This window comes from Xanthomonas euvesicatoria (genome assembly GCF_013112235.1).
GTDB lineage: Bacteria > Pseudomonadota > Gammaproteobacteria > Xanthomonadales > Xanthomonadaceae > Xanthomonas > Xanthomonas euvesicatoria.
The window spans coordinates 2,438,518-2,454,425 of record NZ_JABFFS010000001.1; the positions used below are offsets into that span (position 1 = coordinate 2,438,518).

11 protein-coding genes are annotated in these 15,908 nt (G+C 64.3%); 5 read left to right on the forward strand and 6 right to left on the reverse strand.

Annotation, left to right across the window (positions count from 1 at the left end):
- Window positions 1–19: 19 nt before the first annotated feature.
- The 4 genes from HLH45_RS10575 to hsdR all read right to left on the reverse strand — a co-directional run bounded on the left by HLH45_RS10575 (window position 20) and on the right by hsdR (window position 7,688).
- Entirely contained in the window at window positions 20–1,402 is a 1,383-nt protein-coding gene (locus HLH45_RS10575) for a restriction endonuclease subunit S (RefSeq protein WP_046931925.1), read from the reverse strand.
- The gene (locus tag HLH45_RS10580) at window positions 1,383–2,927 is read right to left on the reverse strand and encodes a class I SAM-dependent DNA methyltransferase (RefSeq protein ID WP_008574148.1); all 1,545 of its coding nucleotides are present in this window, start codon (window positions 2,925–2,927) and stop codon (window positions 1,383–1,385) included. Before HLH45_RS10580 ends, HLH45_RS10575 begins: the two co-directional genes overlap by 20 nt.
- Entirely contained in the window at window positions 2,924–4,126 is a 1,203-nt protein-coding gene (locus HLH45_RS10585; protein ID WP_008574147.1) for a Fic family protein, read from the reverse strand. Before HLH45_RS10585 ends, HLH45_RS10580 begins: the two co-directional genes overlap by 4 nt.
- Window positions 4,127–4,214: 88 nt before the next feature.
- Window positions 4,215–7,688 carry a type I restriction-modification system endonuclease gene (gene hsdR / locus HLH45_RS10590; protein WP_046935137.1) on the reverse strand — a complete coding sequence of 1,158 codons (3,474 nt, stop codon included), beginning with the start codon at window positions 7,686–7,688 and terminating at the stop codon, window positions 4,215–4,217.
- A 576-nt stretch (window positions 7,689–8,264) separates the two neighbouring features.
- On the opposite strand from hsdR, the gene HLH45_RS10595 reads away from it, so the two are divergent.
- Window positions 8,265–8,531: an XAC0095 family protein gene (locus tag HLH45_RS10595; RefSeq protein ID WP_008574145.1), complete on the forward strand. Its 267-nt coding sequence runs from the start codon at window positions 8,265–8,267 to the stop codon at window positions 8,529–8,531.
- Window positions 8,532–8,778: 247 nt separating this feature from the next.
- Here the strand turns inward: HLH45_RS10595 and xopAU are convergent, their stop codons facing one another.
- Entirely contained in the window at window positions 8,779–10,353 is a 1,575-nt protein-coding gene (gene xopAU / locus HLH45_RS10600) for a serine/threonine protein kinase (protein ID WP_033478814.1), read from the reverse strand.
- 400 nt (window positions 10,354–10,753) lie between these two features.
- Here xopAU and xopAV point away from each other — a divergent pair, with 400 nt between their 5' ends.
- On the forward strand, window positions 10,754–11,530 hold the full coding sequence (xopAV, locus tag HLH45_RS10605; RefSeq protein WP_033478813.1) for a type III secretion system effector XopAV: 777 nt from the start codon (window positions 10,754–10,756) through the stop codon (window positions 11,528–11,530).
- A gap of 63 nt (window positions 11,531–11,593) precedes the next feature.
- On the opposite strand, the gene HLH45_RS10610 is transcribed toward xopAV, so the two are convergent.
- A complete protein-coding gene (locus HLH45_RS10610) occupies window positions 11,594–12,223 on the reverse strand; it encodes a TetR/AcrR family transcriptional regulator (RefSeq protein ID WP_008574141.1) in 630 nt (209 codons plus the stop codon).
- A gap of 207 nt (window positions 12,224–12,430) precedes the next feature.
- Between HLH45_RS10610 and HLH45_RS10615 the strand changes: the two genes are divergently transcribed.
- The 3 genes from HLH45_RS10615 to HLH45_RS10625 all read left to right on the forward strand — a co-directional run bounded on the left by HLH45_RS10615 (window position 12,431) and on the right by HLH45_RS10625 (window position 15,889).
- Window positions 12,431–13,219 (forward strand): histidine phosphatase family protein, encoded by a 789-nt coding sequence (locus HLH45_RS10615; RefSeq protein WP_033478815.1) that lies wholly within the window; start codon window positions 12,431–12,433, stop codon window positions 13,217–13,219.
- Window positions 13,219–14,088, forward strand: coding sequence for an NAD(P)H-hydrate dehydratase (locus HLH45_RS10620; protein ID WP_008574139.1), 870 nt, complete (start codon window positions 13,219–13,221; stop codon window positions 14,086–14,088). The genes HLH45_RS10615 and HLH45_RS10620 overlap by 1 nt, the downstream gene beginning before the upstream one ends.
- 322 nt (window positions 14,089–14,410) lie before the next feature.
- Window positions 14,411–15,889 (forward strand): glycoside hydrolase family 30 protein, encoded by a 1,479-nt coding sequence (locus HLH45_RS10625; protein ID WP_033478812.1) that lies wholly within the window; start codon window positions 14,411–14,413, stop codon window positions 15,887–15,889.
- Window positions 15,890–15,908 lie beyond the last annotated feature (19 nt).

Here is a 15,908-nt window from a genome sequence, read left to right on the forward strand (position 1 = left end):
ATGGATGGGATGGATCGGATCAGCTTGTCGCCGCCTTGCGGCCGCGCTTTGGTTTGGGCGCGGCGGCGCGCTGGGCGCGGATGCGTTCCAGCAGCGCGCTGGCCGGTTCGTCGGTGGGGTCCTGTGGCACCAGTTCGCCGCGGAAGGCCTTGGCGAGCAGGCTCTGGGTCAGCGCGTCGATGCGCTGCTTGGCGGCGGCGACCTTGGCTTCCAGTTGGTCGGCGTAGGCGAAGAGCTGTTCTACGCGGCGGACGATTTCATCCTGAATTTGAGTTGGTGGAACAGGAAACACGAAGTCCCTGCATTGAGATAGCGAGATGTTGACTTGGCCAGCTGACCCCTTGGTCTCTTGGGAGACTCGTCTGATGTTAGTTCCCTCAAGAAGAACGAGGTGAATCCAAGCGGACGAAATCGACTCACTTGGGCGGAATAGGGTGATGGCCTGATTGATGTTCCACTCGTCTACTCCTTGAGGTACAACCGCGATCTTTCCAAGTGGTGGGCCGACGATATTCATCAATACATCGCCGGGGATTGTGATCGACTTGCGGCATGAGCCTTGATGAATATCGGCAGCGATATACTGCGGTCTATACTCAAATTCGATAATCCCGTCAACGATGTTGTAAACCTTGAGAAAGGGGATGCCTTCTGTGGTGAACCCTTCTTTGGGAGTTCCGCCGCTTTGGACCTTGGTGCATACGTCTTCCGCGCGCATGTTTCGCCACGTCGTGGTGTCGAATGAGGCATGTTGATCGAGAGCAAGCGATCCGCTTACACCATGATTTATTACTGATTGGCGGAAGCGCTTGAGTAGTGCGGGGATGGCGTCGATGCGGGCCTTGAGAGTGTCGACCTGGGCCAGCAGCGCATCCAGCTTCTGCGCTATGCGCTTTTGCTCTGCCGCCGGTGGGACGGGAACTTTCAGTTCGGCCAGCTTCCCGCGCGCAATCCGCTTCCTCGTGGTCCCGGAAGCGTTGCGCGAAATTTCTTCGCGAATAGGCGAAGCGTTGAGCGTATGCATCAACCAGCTATGGCTGATATCGCGGCTTCCAGAACGAAAAACAGCAACGTCGACGACCGTCAGGCACCGTTGCGGAAGGCGAGGCATTAGACACGCTCGTCCAAGAGGGTCAGGCATTCGGGCAAGCAAGATGTCGCCTTCTTCAAGCGCGGTGCAATTCAATCGGTCGAATGTCTCATCGTTGACGTAACGAGAGGACTTGTCGATAAAGCGCCCGTCGCCAATGTCTGCGAGTTGTAGCAGGCGATTACGCCCGTTTGGATCTTGATCCTTACTTTCAATCCAGTCCCCGTCAGCAAAAATGCCGCCCTGGGCCTGAAGTTCGTTAAGTGAGGCAAAAGCCCACCCTTGCGGCAACTCACTCACCGCCCACCTCACTGCTGGTCACTTCCAGCCCCATCACCTCGGCCAGCAGCCGCTTCTGTTCCAGCGCCTCATCACCGGCGCCCAGCGCCTGCATCAGCGCGTCGAGTTCGCGCAGCGCTTCGCTGAGTTCGGCCATGGCTTCGGCGGCCAGCACTTCGGGTGCGGGCAGGCTGTCGGCATCGACGCTGTCGGCGTCCTTGAGCCAGCTGATATCCAGCGAGTCGCCGCGCTCGGCGATCTGGGCGCGGGTGAAGCAACGGAAGCGCCCTTGCTCGCCTTCATCCGTGCGTGGGCTGGCGCCGTTGGGATCGCTGCCGTAGGCCTCCTCGAACGGTTTGAGATGCGTCGGCCCGAACGGGGTGCGCTTGCCGAAGCTGGGCATGTTGCTGCGCAGGTCGTAGACCCACGTGGCCTGGGTGCAGCCGGTGTCCTGGCGCGGGTTGGCGGCGGTGCCTTTCTGGAAGAACAGCACATTGGTCTTGACGCCCTGCGCGTAGAAGATGCCGGTGGGCAGGCGCAGCAGGGTGTGCAGGTTGCACTTGTCCATCAGGTCGCGGCGGATGTCGGTGCCGACGCCGGCCTCGAACAGCACGTTGTCCGGCAGCACCACGGCGGCGCGGCCACCGGGCTTCAAGCCACGGTAGATGTGCTGCAAGAAGGCGAGCTGCTTGTTGCTGGTCTTGTAGGTGAGGTCGTCACGGGTGGGGCCGCCGCCGCCCTTGGCGGTGCCGAATGGCGGGTTGGACAGGATGATGTCGGCCGGTGGTAGCTCTCGGCCTGCGTTGCTCAGACTGTTGCCAAGGCGGATGGGGCCTGCGCCTTCACCGTCCATGCCATGCAGCAGGCAGTTCATCAGCGCCAGTCGGCGTGTCCCGGGGACGAGCTCCATGCCGACAAAGGCCTTTTCGCGCTGGAAACTGCGCTTCTTGGCGGTGACCTCGGGACCGTACAGATCGTCGTGTTGCGCTTTGATGTAGGCATCGGCAGCGATCAGAAAGCCCGCGGTGCCCGCAGCGGGATCCTGGATGACGTCGCCAAGCTGCGGCTTGATGCAATGGATGATCGAATCGATCAACGCACGTGGGGTGAAGTACTGGCCAGCGCCGGACTTGGTCTCGTTGGCGTTCTTCTGCAACAGGCCTTCGTAAAGGTCGCCCAGGCCATCCTGGCGTGCGCTGAACCAGTCCAGCCCGTCCAGCGCGGTGACCAGCGTTTCCAGATGGCGCGGCTCCTTGAGGCGGGTCTGTGCGTCGGCGTAGATGGCGGCGATCATCGGATCGCTGCTCTGGCCCAGGTTCAGCAGCATTTGCCGGTAGTGGTTGAGCAGGTTGAGGCCAGACTTGCTTTTCAGATCCGGCCAGCGGCTGCCTTCAGGTAGCTTGTGCTCGAAGTTGGGATTGTTCTGCACCTGCTCGTATTCCATCTTGACGAACAGCAGCAGCACCAGCTCGGTGACGTAGTCGCTGTAGTTGATGCCGTCGTCGCGCAGGACGTCGCAGAGGTTCCAGAGTTTCTGGACGATGTCGTTATGGGTCATGGGGTGCTGCCTTGTTCTGAAGTGGTGCGGGCCGGCAGCGCGATGCTGGAGGCCGGCGTGTTGATGGCGTAACGGGTGCTGCGGCCGCTGCCGGGCAGGCGGCGCAAGCAGCCTTTTTCCAGCAGGTCGGCCAGATGGCGGGTGGCGGTGGCCTTGGAGACCTTGGCCACGGCCTGGTATTGCGAGGCGCTGATGCCGTGTTCGAAACCGCGCTCGCCGCCATCGAGCAGGCGGTTGAGCACCTTGACCTGTTCGGCGGACAACGGCTGGGCGTGGTGCAACTGCCAGAAGCGTGCTTTAGCCAATACCCGATCGATGCGGTGCAATGCCTGCACCAGGCTGTCGTGCAGGGTGGTGAGGAACCAGCGCAGCCAGCCGGTGATGTCCAGCGAGCCTTTCTGGGTAGTTTCCAGGCTGCGGTAGTAGCCGCTGCGGTCGGCGAGGATGCTGGCCGACAGTGCATGGAGGCGGATCGCCTGCGGTTGCGCCTGGGCCAGGGCGAGATCGGTGAGTGAGCGAGTGAGGCGGCCATTGCCGTCGTCGAACGGGTGCAGGGTGACGAACCACAGATGGGCGATGCCGGCGCGCAGCAGCGGGTCCAGCGTGGCGTCGGTGCGCGAGCTGGCGAACCAGTCGAGGAAGGCGGCGAGCTGGGCGTCCAGGTCGTCGCGCGGCGGGGCTTCGAAGTGGACGGTGGGGCGGTCGAGCCGGCCGGAGACGACCTGCATCGGCTCATCGCCACGCAGCGCGCCGATGCGGATGCGACTGGGCAGCAGGCTGTCCTGTTCGGCAAACAGCCAGCGGTGCCATTGCAGCAGGCGGGGCAGGTCCAGCGGGGTGTCGGCGTGGCCTGTGGCGTCCAGCATCAGCTCGGCCAGCCCCTCGCTGCGGCCAGTGGTGCGGCGCGGGCTGTCTTCGGCCAGGCCCAGATGGCGGGCCAGCGAGGAGCGTACCGAGCCGACATCCAGCCGCTCGCCCTCGATGGCCGAGGAGGTGACGATGTTGGAGAGCAGGGTGTCCAGCGCTTCGGCGGCCTGCTGGTCGCCGGCGACCGCGCCGGCCATGCCGAGCAGCTGGCCGTGGGCGTGCTGGCAGTCGCGCAGCAGCGCGGCCAGGGCGTCGGCCTGCCAGTGGAAGCCAGGCCAGTCGGGCTGCTGCCAGATCCAGCGGGGGCGGGGTTCGGTGGTTCGGTTGGGCATCGGTGAGCCGATTGGCTGGGTTAATTGGCTCTTTGGATGAGCCGATTATCCCGGCTAATCGGCTCATATGCCAGTGTGAACCACCGACTCAGCCCGTCTGATCCCACAGATGCTCGCCCAGATCGCCCAAGATCTGGTCCAGCCGGCCATCGAGCAGGCGGTCCAACTGCAGGGCGCCGCCGTCGCCGCTGAAGTTACGTTGTACGGTGTCGCGGTCCATCACCACCTCGTGTATCAGCTGCTGGGCCAGCCGCTTGAGCCAGCGCCGCTGCACCGGCGTCCAGCTGCGCTGGGCATAGATGCCCTGCATGGCCTTGTCGACGCGCTGCTCGAACGGCACTAATGCCTCGCCCAGCGCGGCACGGCGGATGTAGCCGATGATGCTGGCAGCGACCTCCTGCTGAGTGCTGTCGCGCCACGCGCCGCGCAGGTGGGCCTCGCTGTAGCCGTGCTGGTCGAGCAGCAGGCGCACCTCACGCAGTTGGGCGCGGGTGAGGTCGCGGGGGCGGTTGACGATGACGCTGAGCGCGGCGGACTGGTTGATCTGCTCGCGGATGAAGGCGTTGAAGCTGTCCAGGTAATCGGCCGGAGCTTCGTTGACGCCGTAGTTCTGTGCGCATTCGAGCAGGGTGTCAGTGTGTTCGGAAATGACCGGGTAGCGGTCGGTGCCCAGCAGCACGCCCACTTCGCCCAGTTGCTCCACCAGACGCGGGTGTTCGCGGAGGAAGCTGGCGGCATTGCGCGCGCCGAGCTTGTGCAGGTGGGTGTGCAGCACGGCGGGCGCTACGCCCCAGGAGGTTTCCAGCTCGCTGAGCTTGTCGCGCAAGTCCGGGCGCTGCTCGGCGCGATGCTGGGCCTTGCGCAGCACGCGCATGATGCGCTGGCTCAACTGGTCGAGCGCGTCGTCGGCATGGCTGCCGCCGTTGCTGCCGGGGGCATCGAAGCTGCGCTGCTGGCCGAGCTCGTGGACCAGCTGCTCGATGCTGATGTTGGGGTCCTTGACCAGCGGGCGCATGGTGTCGACGTCTTCGAGCGCGGCGTACAGATCGACCGGATCGAAGATGCGGAACACGGTCTTGCCGATATCGTCGCAGCGGCGGGTGGCGCGGCCCTTCATCTGTTCGTAGAGGATGCGCGAGCGGACCCGGCGCATGAACACCAGGTTGGCGATACGCGGCACATCGATGCCGGTGGTCAGCAGGTCGACGGTGATGGCGATATTGGGGTAGCGCTCGTTCTTGTAGTTGCGGATCAGCTGGTCGACCTTGTCGCTTTTGCCGGTGATCACCGCGACGCTGGCCTGGTTGTAGTAATCGCCATGGACCTGTTTGAAGGCCTCGTCCAGCTGGTTCTTGACGCGTTCGGCGTGGGGCTGGCTGACGCAGAAGATCAGGGTCTTTTCCTCGCCGTCCGGGTCCAGTTCGATGGCGAGCTGCTCGCAGACGACCCGATCGAAGTCTGCGGTGATCACACGCCGGTTGAACGACTCGATATTGAAGTCGAGTTCGTCTTCCAGCTCTGCGGTATCGACTTCGCCTGTCTGCGTGTTGATGACGCTGACGCGCTCGCCGCGATCGAAGTGGATGCCGTTCTTGCCGAGCGCGGTGGTGTAGCGGATGGGCGGCTCGTGGTCGATCAGCCAGTCATCTGCCACTGCTTCGCGGTAGCTGTAGGTGTAGATCGGCTTGCCGAAGATTTCGGTGGTGTGCTTGGCCGGCGTGGCGGTCAGGCCGATACGGCAGGCATCGAAGTAATCGAGCACGCGGCGGTATTGCGACAGGTATTGCGCGTGGTCGCGCACGGCCAGCTCGCCTTCGGTCATTTCCTGGTCGAGCGTGTAACCGCGGTGGGCCTCGTCGACGACGATACAGTCGAAGGTGCCGATCGGTGGCGGGTCATCGGATTGGAAAATGCGCCGGACCATCGCCTGCACCGTGGCGACCTGCACGCGGGTCTCATCGGCGGTGCGGGTGTCGTCCAGGCCATCGAGGTTGTAGATCTGCGCCAGCGTCTGGTTCTGCTCCAGCTGCATGTCCTGCATCGTCTCGGTGGCCTGGGTGCCGAGCGCGGAGCGGTCGACCAGGAACAGAATCCGGTGGAAGCGCTCGGCCTTGAGCAAGCGGTAGATCAAGCCAATCATTGTGCGCGTCTTGCCGGTGCCGGTCGCCATCGCCAGCAGGCAGTTGCGTGAGCCCGATGCCAGCGCGCCTTCCACTGCCTGGATCGCGCGCTGCTGGTAGTCGCGCAGGTTGAGGTAGGCGAAGCCTTCCTGGGCCAGGTCGCGCTCGGCCTGATCGCGATCGCGGGTGAGCAGATCGGCGATGTCCTCGGGCGTGTGGAACTTCTGCAGCGGGCGCCGCAGGTTGGCCGGTGAGCGCAGGTCGCGGAACCAGATGCCCGATTGCTCGGCCAGCTGCTTGACGTAAGGACGGCCATTGCAGGCGAATGCCAGGGGAATCTGGAAATGGCCGCCCTGGCCATCGGCCCAGCCCGCGATCGAGCTGGCGGCTGGGTAGGCGGGGGCTAGCTCGCCACGCATCACGAAATCGCGCGCGTAGCGCTCGGCCTGGGGAATACGGTCGGCGATGTTGATCTGCTTGCGCTTGGCCTCGACGATGGCGACCGGGGTGAGGCCGGCGAACAGCACATAGTCGGCGTTGGCACGCGGCACCTTGGTGGGCCACTCGGCGATGGCGAGGTTGCGGCCTTTTTCCGGGCGGATGCCCTTGGCGTGGGTGAGGTCGAGCGAGTCTGCTTCCCAGCCGGCCTCGCGTAGCTGTTGGTCGATCAGGATGCGGGTGAGGTCTTCGCTGAGGTCGAAGTTGTTGCTGGCCTGCTGGGTGGCGCCGGCGACCTGCTGGGTGGCGGCCTGGCGGGCGGTGTCGGGCTGTTGCAGGTTGGCGATGCGTTGTTCGAAGTCCTGTCGAAGCCGTTGCAGTTCCTGTTCGCGTTGGACTGCCAGCGCCGCCTGCTCACGCGCTTCGACATCCATCGCTTCGGCGAGATCGGCGTTGAGCTTGGCTTCGCGGTCCTTGAGTTCGGCGAGCGCCTGGCTTTGGTCATGTTGCTGGCGGGCAGTATCCAGCTCCGCTCTGAGGCGACTGACTTCGGCCTGCACTTCGCGCAACGGCGCGGCTGGATCCTTCGGGGGCACGAAAGCACCGGCCTTGAATTCGGCGGCGTTCCTGCCGAAGGCTCGGTGATACCAGACCGCCAGGTCGCGGGCGACCTTCAGGCCATCCATCGCTTCGCGGTGTTGCGTGGTGAAGCCGTGGGTCGCCTTGTTGCCCTCGACCCGCAGCACGTGGAACAGCTCCTGGATCCGCCGGTCCAGGCGTAGCTCGCGCGCGAGCTGGTAGATCAGATCTGCCTGGGTTGTCCGTTGGTCGTGGATGATGCCGGCACGTCCCGCGAGATCCTGGGCAAGTGCTTCGGCGAACTGCCGGAGCTTGATTAGCGTGGTGTTGGGATCGCTGGCAAAGACCTGCTCGGCCATCGAGGCCAGTTTGAAGAAGACCGGATCGTGTTCCTGCAGGAAGGAAAAGTTGCTGTCGACAGTCACACGCGTATCCGTACTTGGCGCCCGGCGGGATGGCATCTCGCGGTAGCCATCATAGGTCACCGATGCTGCCGTCGTCATTCTAGCGCCGGATGCGATGGACCGATATGTGATGGCTTGGGCCGTCCGCGGCGACCTTGTTGGTAGCTGCGCAAGTTTTTCCCGTGAGGCCCCAATCTTTTGTCGACAACTTAAGTCGTTGCCGCAATGAAATTCGATGGCAGCATCGATGCGTCTGCCTGATGATTCGTTCGGAATGGTCCTGCTGCTTAGATGAAATTCCAGGTACCGAAGGGGTTGACGGCGGTATTCCTTGACGGCGGCAGTCTGTAGTTGCACGATCACCTCACGGAGCCTCGAAACTCCACGTGTAGCGGTACCCACCTCCGACAAACCGGTGGGTTTTTTGTGCCTGCTTGTTTAGGGGTGCAACCGACGCGATGCCTGCGTCGGGAGGGCGGCTAATACAACACCCGCAAGGGGAATACGCCCGCCGGCTACACGCGGTTTCGAGCCTCCCGACTTCCCGTCCGTCGCCTTGCGGCGGGCGGGCGGATTCCATGGAATGAGGAGCAGGCCATGTCGGACGTTGTACATGATGTGCAGTCACACCCGGGCTACTACCTGCCAGAAGGCGCGCAGTACCGCTTGCAGCAGCTACGCGACCACATGCGCTTTCTGGCGCGTTTGGCGCAGCCACGTACGCAGGTTGAAGAGCAGGCTAGGCAGCCGGCCATCTGCATGGACGAGTTGGCGTTTTGTCTGGAGTTACTGGCCGAGCAGGTGGGCCGGGTGCTGGACGATGTGGAGTGCGCTGTCATCGAAGGCGCGCATCCATTGCCATGACGTGGTGTGCCGCCTGGATCTTGTTGACGTCTGGATCACCGCCGAATGGGCGCATCACCGGCACGGGTATGGCAGCACGCAGCGGTGCCGATTGAATGCCCGAATCAGCGCTCAAACTGCGCGCGTGTCTGCACACTTGCCTCACTTGTCTTTCAATCCCGCGCTTCTAGGCGCGGTCACTACACCCTACGTGGTCCATCGGCTCGCGCTTGCCTGTAACCGTGGGCGCTGCTGAAAATAATTGCTGCTAAAAAGAAGGCAAACGCTTCAGTTTTTCGTAGGTGCGGTGCATCCGATCACGGGGCGGGAGCGGCGGTTCGGTGAAAAAGGGGTCGCGCAGCAGTCTCTCTGCCTTGGTGCGCTCGCCGGTTCCGTCGTCCAGCATGCTGTTGAAGAAGCGGACCACAATGCGCTTGTGGTCGGCCGGGAGAGCCTGCAACGCATCCATGAAGGGGAAGGTGTCTGCGGTCTTGGCGCGATTGATCCCGATCATGCCCATGTTGTAGTCGGGGCGCTTGAGCACATGCACCAGCAATTGCGCCACGCTGTAGACGTCGCGCGCATGCCTGGCAGGGGTGCTCAAGTCGTAGAAGCCCGGTGTGCCGCCGCGGTTAGGGTCGCCTTCTTCTGCGCCGAGCCCCATGTCGATCAGCCGGAAGATCTTCATGGGTTGGTCGTACATGACGTTGTTGTGCGAGATGTCCTGATGCACGATGCCGGCGTCTTCGCAGCAGGCGATCCCCACCAGTACGTCGGCCATCAGCTGCCGGGCCAGGCCGAGATACTCCATTGCGCTGATGGCGCCTTGCTGCAGCGCTGTGCGTGCGCGGCCAATCATGCTGCGCACGCTGATGCCGTCGATTTTCTCCAGCAAAATGCCGAAGGTGTGTTCGATCTGCACCACGCCGTGGGCGCGCACGATATACGGCACTGCATCGACCGACCTGATCATTTGATACTCCTGGAAGATCATGGCTTTGCGCGCAGCGATCCGTTGCTGCAGCGCCGGTGCGTCTGCAGCGGTGGCAGGGTCGCACAATGTCGGCGGGATCGGCCGTTGCGGGTCGGTGCGCAACAAGGCCTTGAAGATGAAGTCGCGTCCGCAATTTTGCCCGCCCTGCCAAAGATCTTCGGCCAGCCGCACCGCGTAGGTCGAGGCGGATGCGCCGGTGCCGACGGTGGGCATGGCGTCCAGCGTTCCTGCAGTGCCTGCGTGCCCGGTTTCCAGGGTTACGTGGAGAAATCCATTGTCTACATCCAGGGCGCCGGGCTTCAACGCCGAGAGCTTCTGGATCAAGTCCGGGCGTTCGGAGCGGCTGGTCAGCGATTTCACCAGGCGCGGGCTCAGCACGACGTGCTGCCGGGCATGACGCGTATCGCTGACCAGCCGCCGTGCGTTGCGCAAGTTCTGGAATGCGTCACTGCTGTCGGCGCCCGCAAGGGCCGACAGGCGCGCCGGCGTCTCCAGCAGACAGGCCCAGGTCGGTGAGCCGGGTTGCGGGCCCAGACGGGGGCTGCGGCCGGTGACAGGCGTCGTTGGCGAGTCGCTACTGGATGAGGACCAGGTGTGCGGTGCCAACGCTGCCTGCAGGCGGGGCACCACGACTTCCAGACGCTTACGTTCGTCGGCAAGTACGCCGGTGATGCTTCTTCTTTTTTCCAGCAGGTTGAGCGGATGGTCTGCGACAGGATGGGGCGGGGTGTGTGGTTCGGGCGCCTGTGCAGTTTCGGGCGCATCGCGCTCTGCGTCTGCGCGCAGCGCCGTGGAAGGGAGAGTGAAGTTGCCGGAGATCTGTTTCATGGTCGAGGACAGTGGGGTCAACGATCAGGGGAGGTGGCTCTGGCGGTTCGCTTGCAACACGCGGCAGCTGGAGTGAGCCGCTGGCACCAGGGGCCACTCAGCGGCGATGCCGGCTGCGTCACTTTGATCATCATTGAGGCAGTGGTGCATGCGGAGGGAGCAATGCACGAAGCAGTGCAGGCGTGGGCGAAGTTGCGCGGCTGCTGCATGTCTTGGCCGCTGGCGCGGCGGGATCGGCGCCGGCTGTGGTGGCCAACGTGCGCGTTCAACACGATCGCCAGCCACCCTGCTGGTTTGCCTGCAGCGATACGTGGCGCGTGCGTGCACCGCCTGCGCACTTTGGCAAGCTCCGTGCCGCTTGTTTCGTGTTCGGCAATGGTTTTTCGGCCGGATGCGTCATGCCCGATCACGCTGGGGAACAATGGCGCGCAACGATAGCGGAGAAGTGACGATGCGACCTTTAGCATTGACGTCCGCCACGCGCCGAGGCGCCAGGCGCGAGCAGCAAGAGGGCGCGACCGTGGCAGATGCCGGCCCGCCTGCACCGGCCAACGACCCGCATGCCAATACGCAGTTGGCCCAGAGCCTGCCGCGGCGCCCCGTGCGCGAGGCGCGGCTGAGGGCGCCTGGCACGCCGCGTGGCGTCCCCCTCGTCAATCTAGGGCGAACGATGGCCCATTTGGGCGCCGTCGGGGCCGCAGTATGGGGCGGTTTTGCGGCAATCCAGGCGCCTGCAGCGGCGGCCTACGGCTATTTCAACGATGACCTGTATTACAAGAATCTTGCTGTAGTCAGTGGCTACCAGGCAGTGGGAGCGCTGGCCGCATTCCTGGGAATGGGGCTGGCCGACGTGTTGGCCGCGCGCTACGTGGAGGCGCAAAGCCGGTGGTACGAAGTGCCGACCAAGGCGCAGCGCGCAAGCGAGTTGGGAGCCACCGAGGCCTGCCTGGATCAGGCGGTCGACATGGTGACCAGATTGGACGCCGATCCTCCTGGGCCTGGCATGGACGAAGGCGAGCGGCTGGCCTTGGCCAGGGATCTGATGCACCTCATGACGGTAGAACGTTCCCGTCTGCCACCAGACCTATGGCGAGCAGCGCGCGGGGCCGGCAACGATGCGTACGGCCTGGTCGCCCGGCTACTGCAGGCCGCCAGAGCGCGTGCAGCGGAAGAGGCATCCACGTCGTCGGCAGGTTGAGCGCGCCTGCCGGCCAGGTGCCGGGGCGCGGCCCGCAATCGCCGAGCCGGTGCTGCTCGAGGATTACACCGGCGCCGACTTGAGGATGCCCGACAAACTCTCCCGCAGGATCAGCTGCAGATGCATGCGGTTGAGTTCCATGCCGCTGGTCATCACGCTGTGCAGGCCGCCGCACATGGCAGCGACGGCGAAGACGCGGGCCTGGAATTCGTGTTCGCTGCTGGCGGTGTCGGTGTGGCCGCGGAGCAGGCGCTTGAGCAATGCGCTGAGGTGTTCGATCAGCGATGCGCTCTGCCGGCGCATGAAGGCGGCCAGCACCGGGTCGCGCAGGGTGGCCAGGTGCAGCTCCAGGTCGATGCGGGTGCGCTTGATGTTGATTTCCTGCAGCAGCCAGTCTTCGAGCAGGCCGGCGATGAAGTCCACCACGTGCACGTTGGCCGGGCGTTCCACCAGCCACATCTGACGGATGGCGCGCATGTAGTTGCGTTCGAGCAATGCGCGCACCAGCGCGTCCTTGTCTTCGAAGCGCTGCAGCAGGCTGCCGCATGACAGACGGGTGCGTTCGGCGATGAGTTCGAAGCTGGTGGCCGAAAGGCCGATCTCGTCGATGCAGCGTTCGGCGGCATCCAGTACGTCGTCTAGCAGGAGCTCTTCGCGCTGTTTTGCGGTGCGCAGCTGAAGGACGTTGGACATGGGCGAGCGGCGTGGCGGGGGCCTGCAGTATACCGAGCCAGGGTTATGCATCCGTTGGAGCGGCGCTGGTCCGTGCCATGGCGCATGTTCCCTGCGGCATGCACCGTGTGCGGGCTCATGCATGACACCGGTGGCGCGGCGGCGCATGGCCGCACGCATGGTCGACCACCCGTTCACGGCGGCTGTGCGACACGTGGTGCCGACGTGATGCAGGAGACGGGTGTGAGTGAGCACAGTGCGGTTGCAGGGGTGTCGGCGCAGTGGCCGGCGCGCCTGTGGGTGGTGCGGCATGGGCAAAGCGCAGGCAACGTGGCGCGCGATGTGGCCGAGTCCAATGGCGCGACGTTGATCGACCTGGAGCACCGCGATGCGGACGTGCCGCTCTCGGCGCTGGGCGAGCGCCAGGCCGAAGCCTTGGGCGCGTGGATGGCTGGGCTCCCCGAACACGAGCGGCCGACCTTGATCCTGAGTTCGACCTATGTGCGTGCGCGGCAGACCGCCGCCGCGGTTGCGCGTGCGCTCGGCCGGCCGGCCGATGCGGTCAGCGTGGACGAGCGGCTGCGCGAGAAGGAATTCGGCGTGCTCGACCGCTACACCACGTCCGGCATCCTGGCGACGTTTCCGGAGCTGGCCGAGCAGCGCAAGCTGGTGGGCAAGTTCTATTTTCGCCCGCCTGGTGGCGAGAGCTGGTGCGATGTGATCTTTCGGTTGCGCAGCATCGTGGGCGACCTGCAGCGCAACCATGTGGGGGCGCGCGTGCTGATCGTGGGGCACCAGGTGATCGTCAATTGCTTCCGTTACCTGATCGAGCGGATGGACGAGGCCACCATCCTGGCCATCGACCGCGAAGGCGATGTGCCCAATTGTGGCGTCACCGAATATGCGGCCGCGGCCGATGGCCAATCGTTGCAGTTGGTGCGCACCAAGTTCGTACCGCCAGAGCTGGCCGATGAGCCGGTAACCACCGAATCCGACCGCCCGGCCGGAGCGCGCTGATGGCTGCCGCACGCCTTCGCACGCTGAGCGCTGCTGCATTGCGTGCGATGCCGCTGCCATCGCCCGGCGGCGACAAGGAGCAGCGGGGGCGCGTGTTGGTGGTGGGTGGCTCGATGCGCGTGCCCGGTGCGGCATTGCTGGCCGGAGAAGCTGCATTGCGCGCGGGCGCCGGCAAATTGCAGATCGCCACCGCTGCCAGCGTGGCGCCGGCCATGGCCCTGGCGGTGCCCGAGGCATTGGTGCTGGGGCTGGGGCAGAACGGGCAGGGCGAGATCACGCGCGGGCACCGTGCGTTGGATGCGGCGCTGGCAGCCTGCGACGCCGCCGTGATCGGGCCGGGCATGGCGTCGACCACAACGACAACGGCGCTGGTCAGGCTGGCCGCTGCAAAGGCCGTCTGTACCTTGGTGCTGGACGCCGGTGCATTGTCGCGCAGCCTGCGTGCGCCGCCCGGGCGCCCATTCGTCCTGACGCCGCATGCCGGCGAAATGGCAACGCTCGCCGGCGACGACAAGGCTGCAGTGGAAGCGGCGCCCGGCGAGTATGCGCTGACCTTCGCGCGGAAGATGCGCAGCGTGGTGATCGTCAAGGGCGCGGACAGCTTCATCGCCGGGCCGGACGGGGCGTTGTGGGTGCATCGCGGCGGCGTGCCTGGGTTGGGCACGTCGGGCTCTGGCGACACCTTGGCCGGATTTATCGCAGGGTTCGCTGCACGGGGCAGCGATGCATTGACCGCTGCGCTGTGGGGCGTGTTCGTGCATGCGGCGGCGGGCAAGCAACTGGCAAAGCGCATCGGCACGGTGGGCTTCTTGGCGCGCGAGATCCCGCCGGAAGTGCCAGGCATCCTGGATCGCTTGTCGCGTAGGTGATCACGCCCCTCTCCCCGCGGGAGAGGGGCTGGGGTGAGGGTGCTGTTGCTGGGATTGGTGCAGATTGAAGTTTTGTATTTCCTGCAGTTTGTGATGCATCACGCGCTGCCGGCATCGCCACGTGTACACGCACCCTCATCCGGCCCTGCGCGCCACCTTCTCTCCCATCAAGGGGAACGATGTCCCGGAGGGAGAAGGGAAGCTCGATTCGCGCTTGCGCTCGTTTGGAAGGCGATGTTGCGGCGCGTTGGTCGGTTAGGCTTGCGCGATCTACCTGGGAGGGTGCGCGGTGAAGCGAGCGATGACGTGGTCGGTGGTGGGAATGCTGGGGATGGGGCTGGGCACGGCGAGCAGCGCGAGCGCCGCAACGGCGGCCATGGCACACGCGGCAGCTCCGGCAGCATCAGATGCCAGCCTACCAGCGACGAACAACGATGGCGCGTTGCGTATCTACACCAGCTCTCAAGGCGCCACGCAACAAATGCGCGCCAGCACGGCGGCCGCTCCTGTCGCCGGCCATGCATTGACCGAAAAAGAAAACTCCATCTTCGTCAATCCGCAGCGGCAGTTTCAGCAGGTGCTGGGTATCGGTGGCGCGATCACCGATTCCAGCGCAGAGACCTTTGCCAAGCTGCCCAAGCGTACGCAACGTGCGTTGCTCACGGCCTACTACGATCGGCAACAGGGCATCGGCTACACGCTGGCGCGCACCACCATCCATAGCTCGGATTTCAGTAGCGGTAGCTACACCTACATCAAGGAGGGCGATGTGGCGCTGAAGAGCTTTTCGGTCAAGCACGATGCCAAATACCGCATCCCGATGTTGCGCCAGGCGATTGCGGCGGCCGGCGGCAAGCTCACCACGTTTGCCAGCCCATGGAGCGCGCCGGCCTTCATGAAAGACAGCAAGACCATGCTCAAGGGCGGCAAGCTATTGCCCGACTACGCGCAGGCCTGGGCAAGCTACTACACGCGCTTTATCGCGGCATACGAAAAAGCGGGCATCCCGATCTGGGGCATCAGCCTGCAGAACGAGCCGATGGCGGTGCAGACCTGGGAGTCGATGCTGTTTTCGGCCGAGGAAGAACGCGACTTTTTGAAGCATCATCTCGGGCCCACCATGGCCAGCGCCGGCTACGGCGATCGTAAGATCATCGTGTGGGACCACAACCGCGACATGATGGTGCACCGCGCGCATGTGATCTTCGACGATCCGGAGGCGGCGAAATATGCGTGGGGCATGGGCTTTCATTGGTATGAAACCTGGGCCGGATTCGAGCCGATGGTGGAGAACGTGGCGGCAGTGGCGCAGGCGTACCCGGACAAGCACTTGCTGTTGACCGAAGCGGCGGTGGAAAAGTTCGACCCGGCCAAGTTGCAGTATTGGCCCAATGGCGAGCGCTACGGCACGGCCATCATCAACGACCTCAATCATGGCGCAGTGGGCTGGACGGACTGGAACATTCTGCTCGACCAACACGGTGGGCCGAACCACGTGGGCAATTATTGCTTTGCGCCGGTACATGCCGATACGCGCACGGGCGAGGTGATCTACACGCCGAGCTATTGGTATATCGGCCACTTTTCCAAATTCATCCGGCCGGGTGCACGACGGGTCAGCGCAGCCAGCAGCCGTAGCAATCTGGCAACCACCGCGTTTCTCAACACCGATGGCAGCCTGGCCATGGTGGTCATGAATGCCAGCGACGCTGCGATTGCTTACAACCTGTATGTGGGCGAGGCATCCAGCACGTTGGAGATTCCGGCGCATGCGATCCAGACCGTGGTACTGGCGCAGTAAACGAATCGACGCACTTGGT

Bases quoted from the DNA above. Each gene is read 5' to 3' on its own strand.
- HLH45_RS10580 (WP_008574148.1), bottom strand. From the start codon at position 2,927: ATGACCCATAACGACATCGTCCAGAAACTCTGGAACCTCTGCGACGTC.
- HLH45_RS10585 (WP_008574147.1), bottom strand. From the start codon at position 4,126: ATGCCCAACCGAACCACCGAACCCCGCCCCCGCTGGATCTGGCAGCAG.
- HLH45_RS10595 (WP_008574145.1), top strand. From the start codon at position 8,265: ATGTCGGACGTTGTACATGATGTGCAGTCACACCCGGGCTACTACCTG.
- xopAV (WP_033478813.1), top strand. From the start codon at position 10,754: ATGGCGCGCAACGATAGCGGAGAAGTGACGATGCGACCTTTAGCATTG.
- HLH45_RS10610 (WP_008574141.1), bottom strand. From the start codon at position 12,223: ATGTCCAACGTCCTTCAGCTGCGCACCGCAAAACAGCGCGAAGAGCTC.
- HLH45_RS10615 (WP_033478815.1), top strand. From the start codon at position 12,431: ATGCAGGAGACGGGTGTGAGTGAGCACAGTGCGGTTGCAGGGGTGTCG.
- HLH45_RS10620 (WP_008574139.1), top strand. From the start codon at position 13,219: ATGGCTGCCGCACGCCTTCGCACGCTGAGCGCTGCTGCATTGCGTGCG.
- HLH45_RS10625 (WP_033478812.1), top strand. From the start codon at position 14,411: ATGCTGGGGATGGGGCTGGGCACGGCGAGCAGCGCGAGCGCCGCAACG.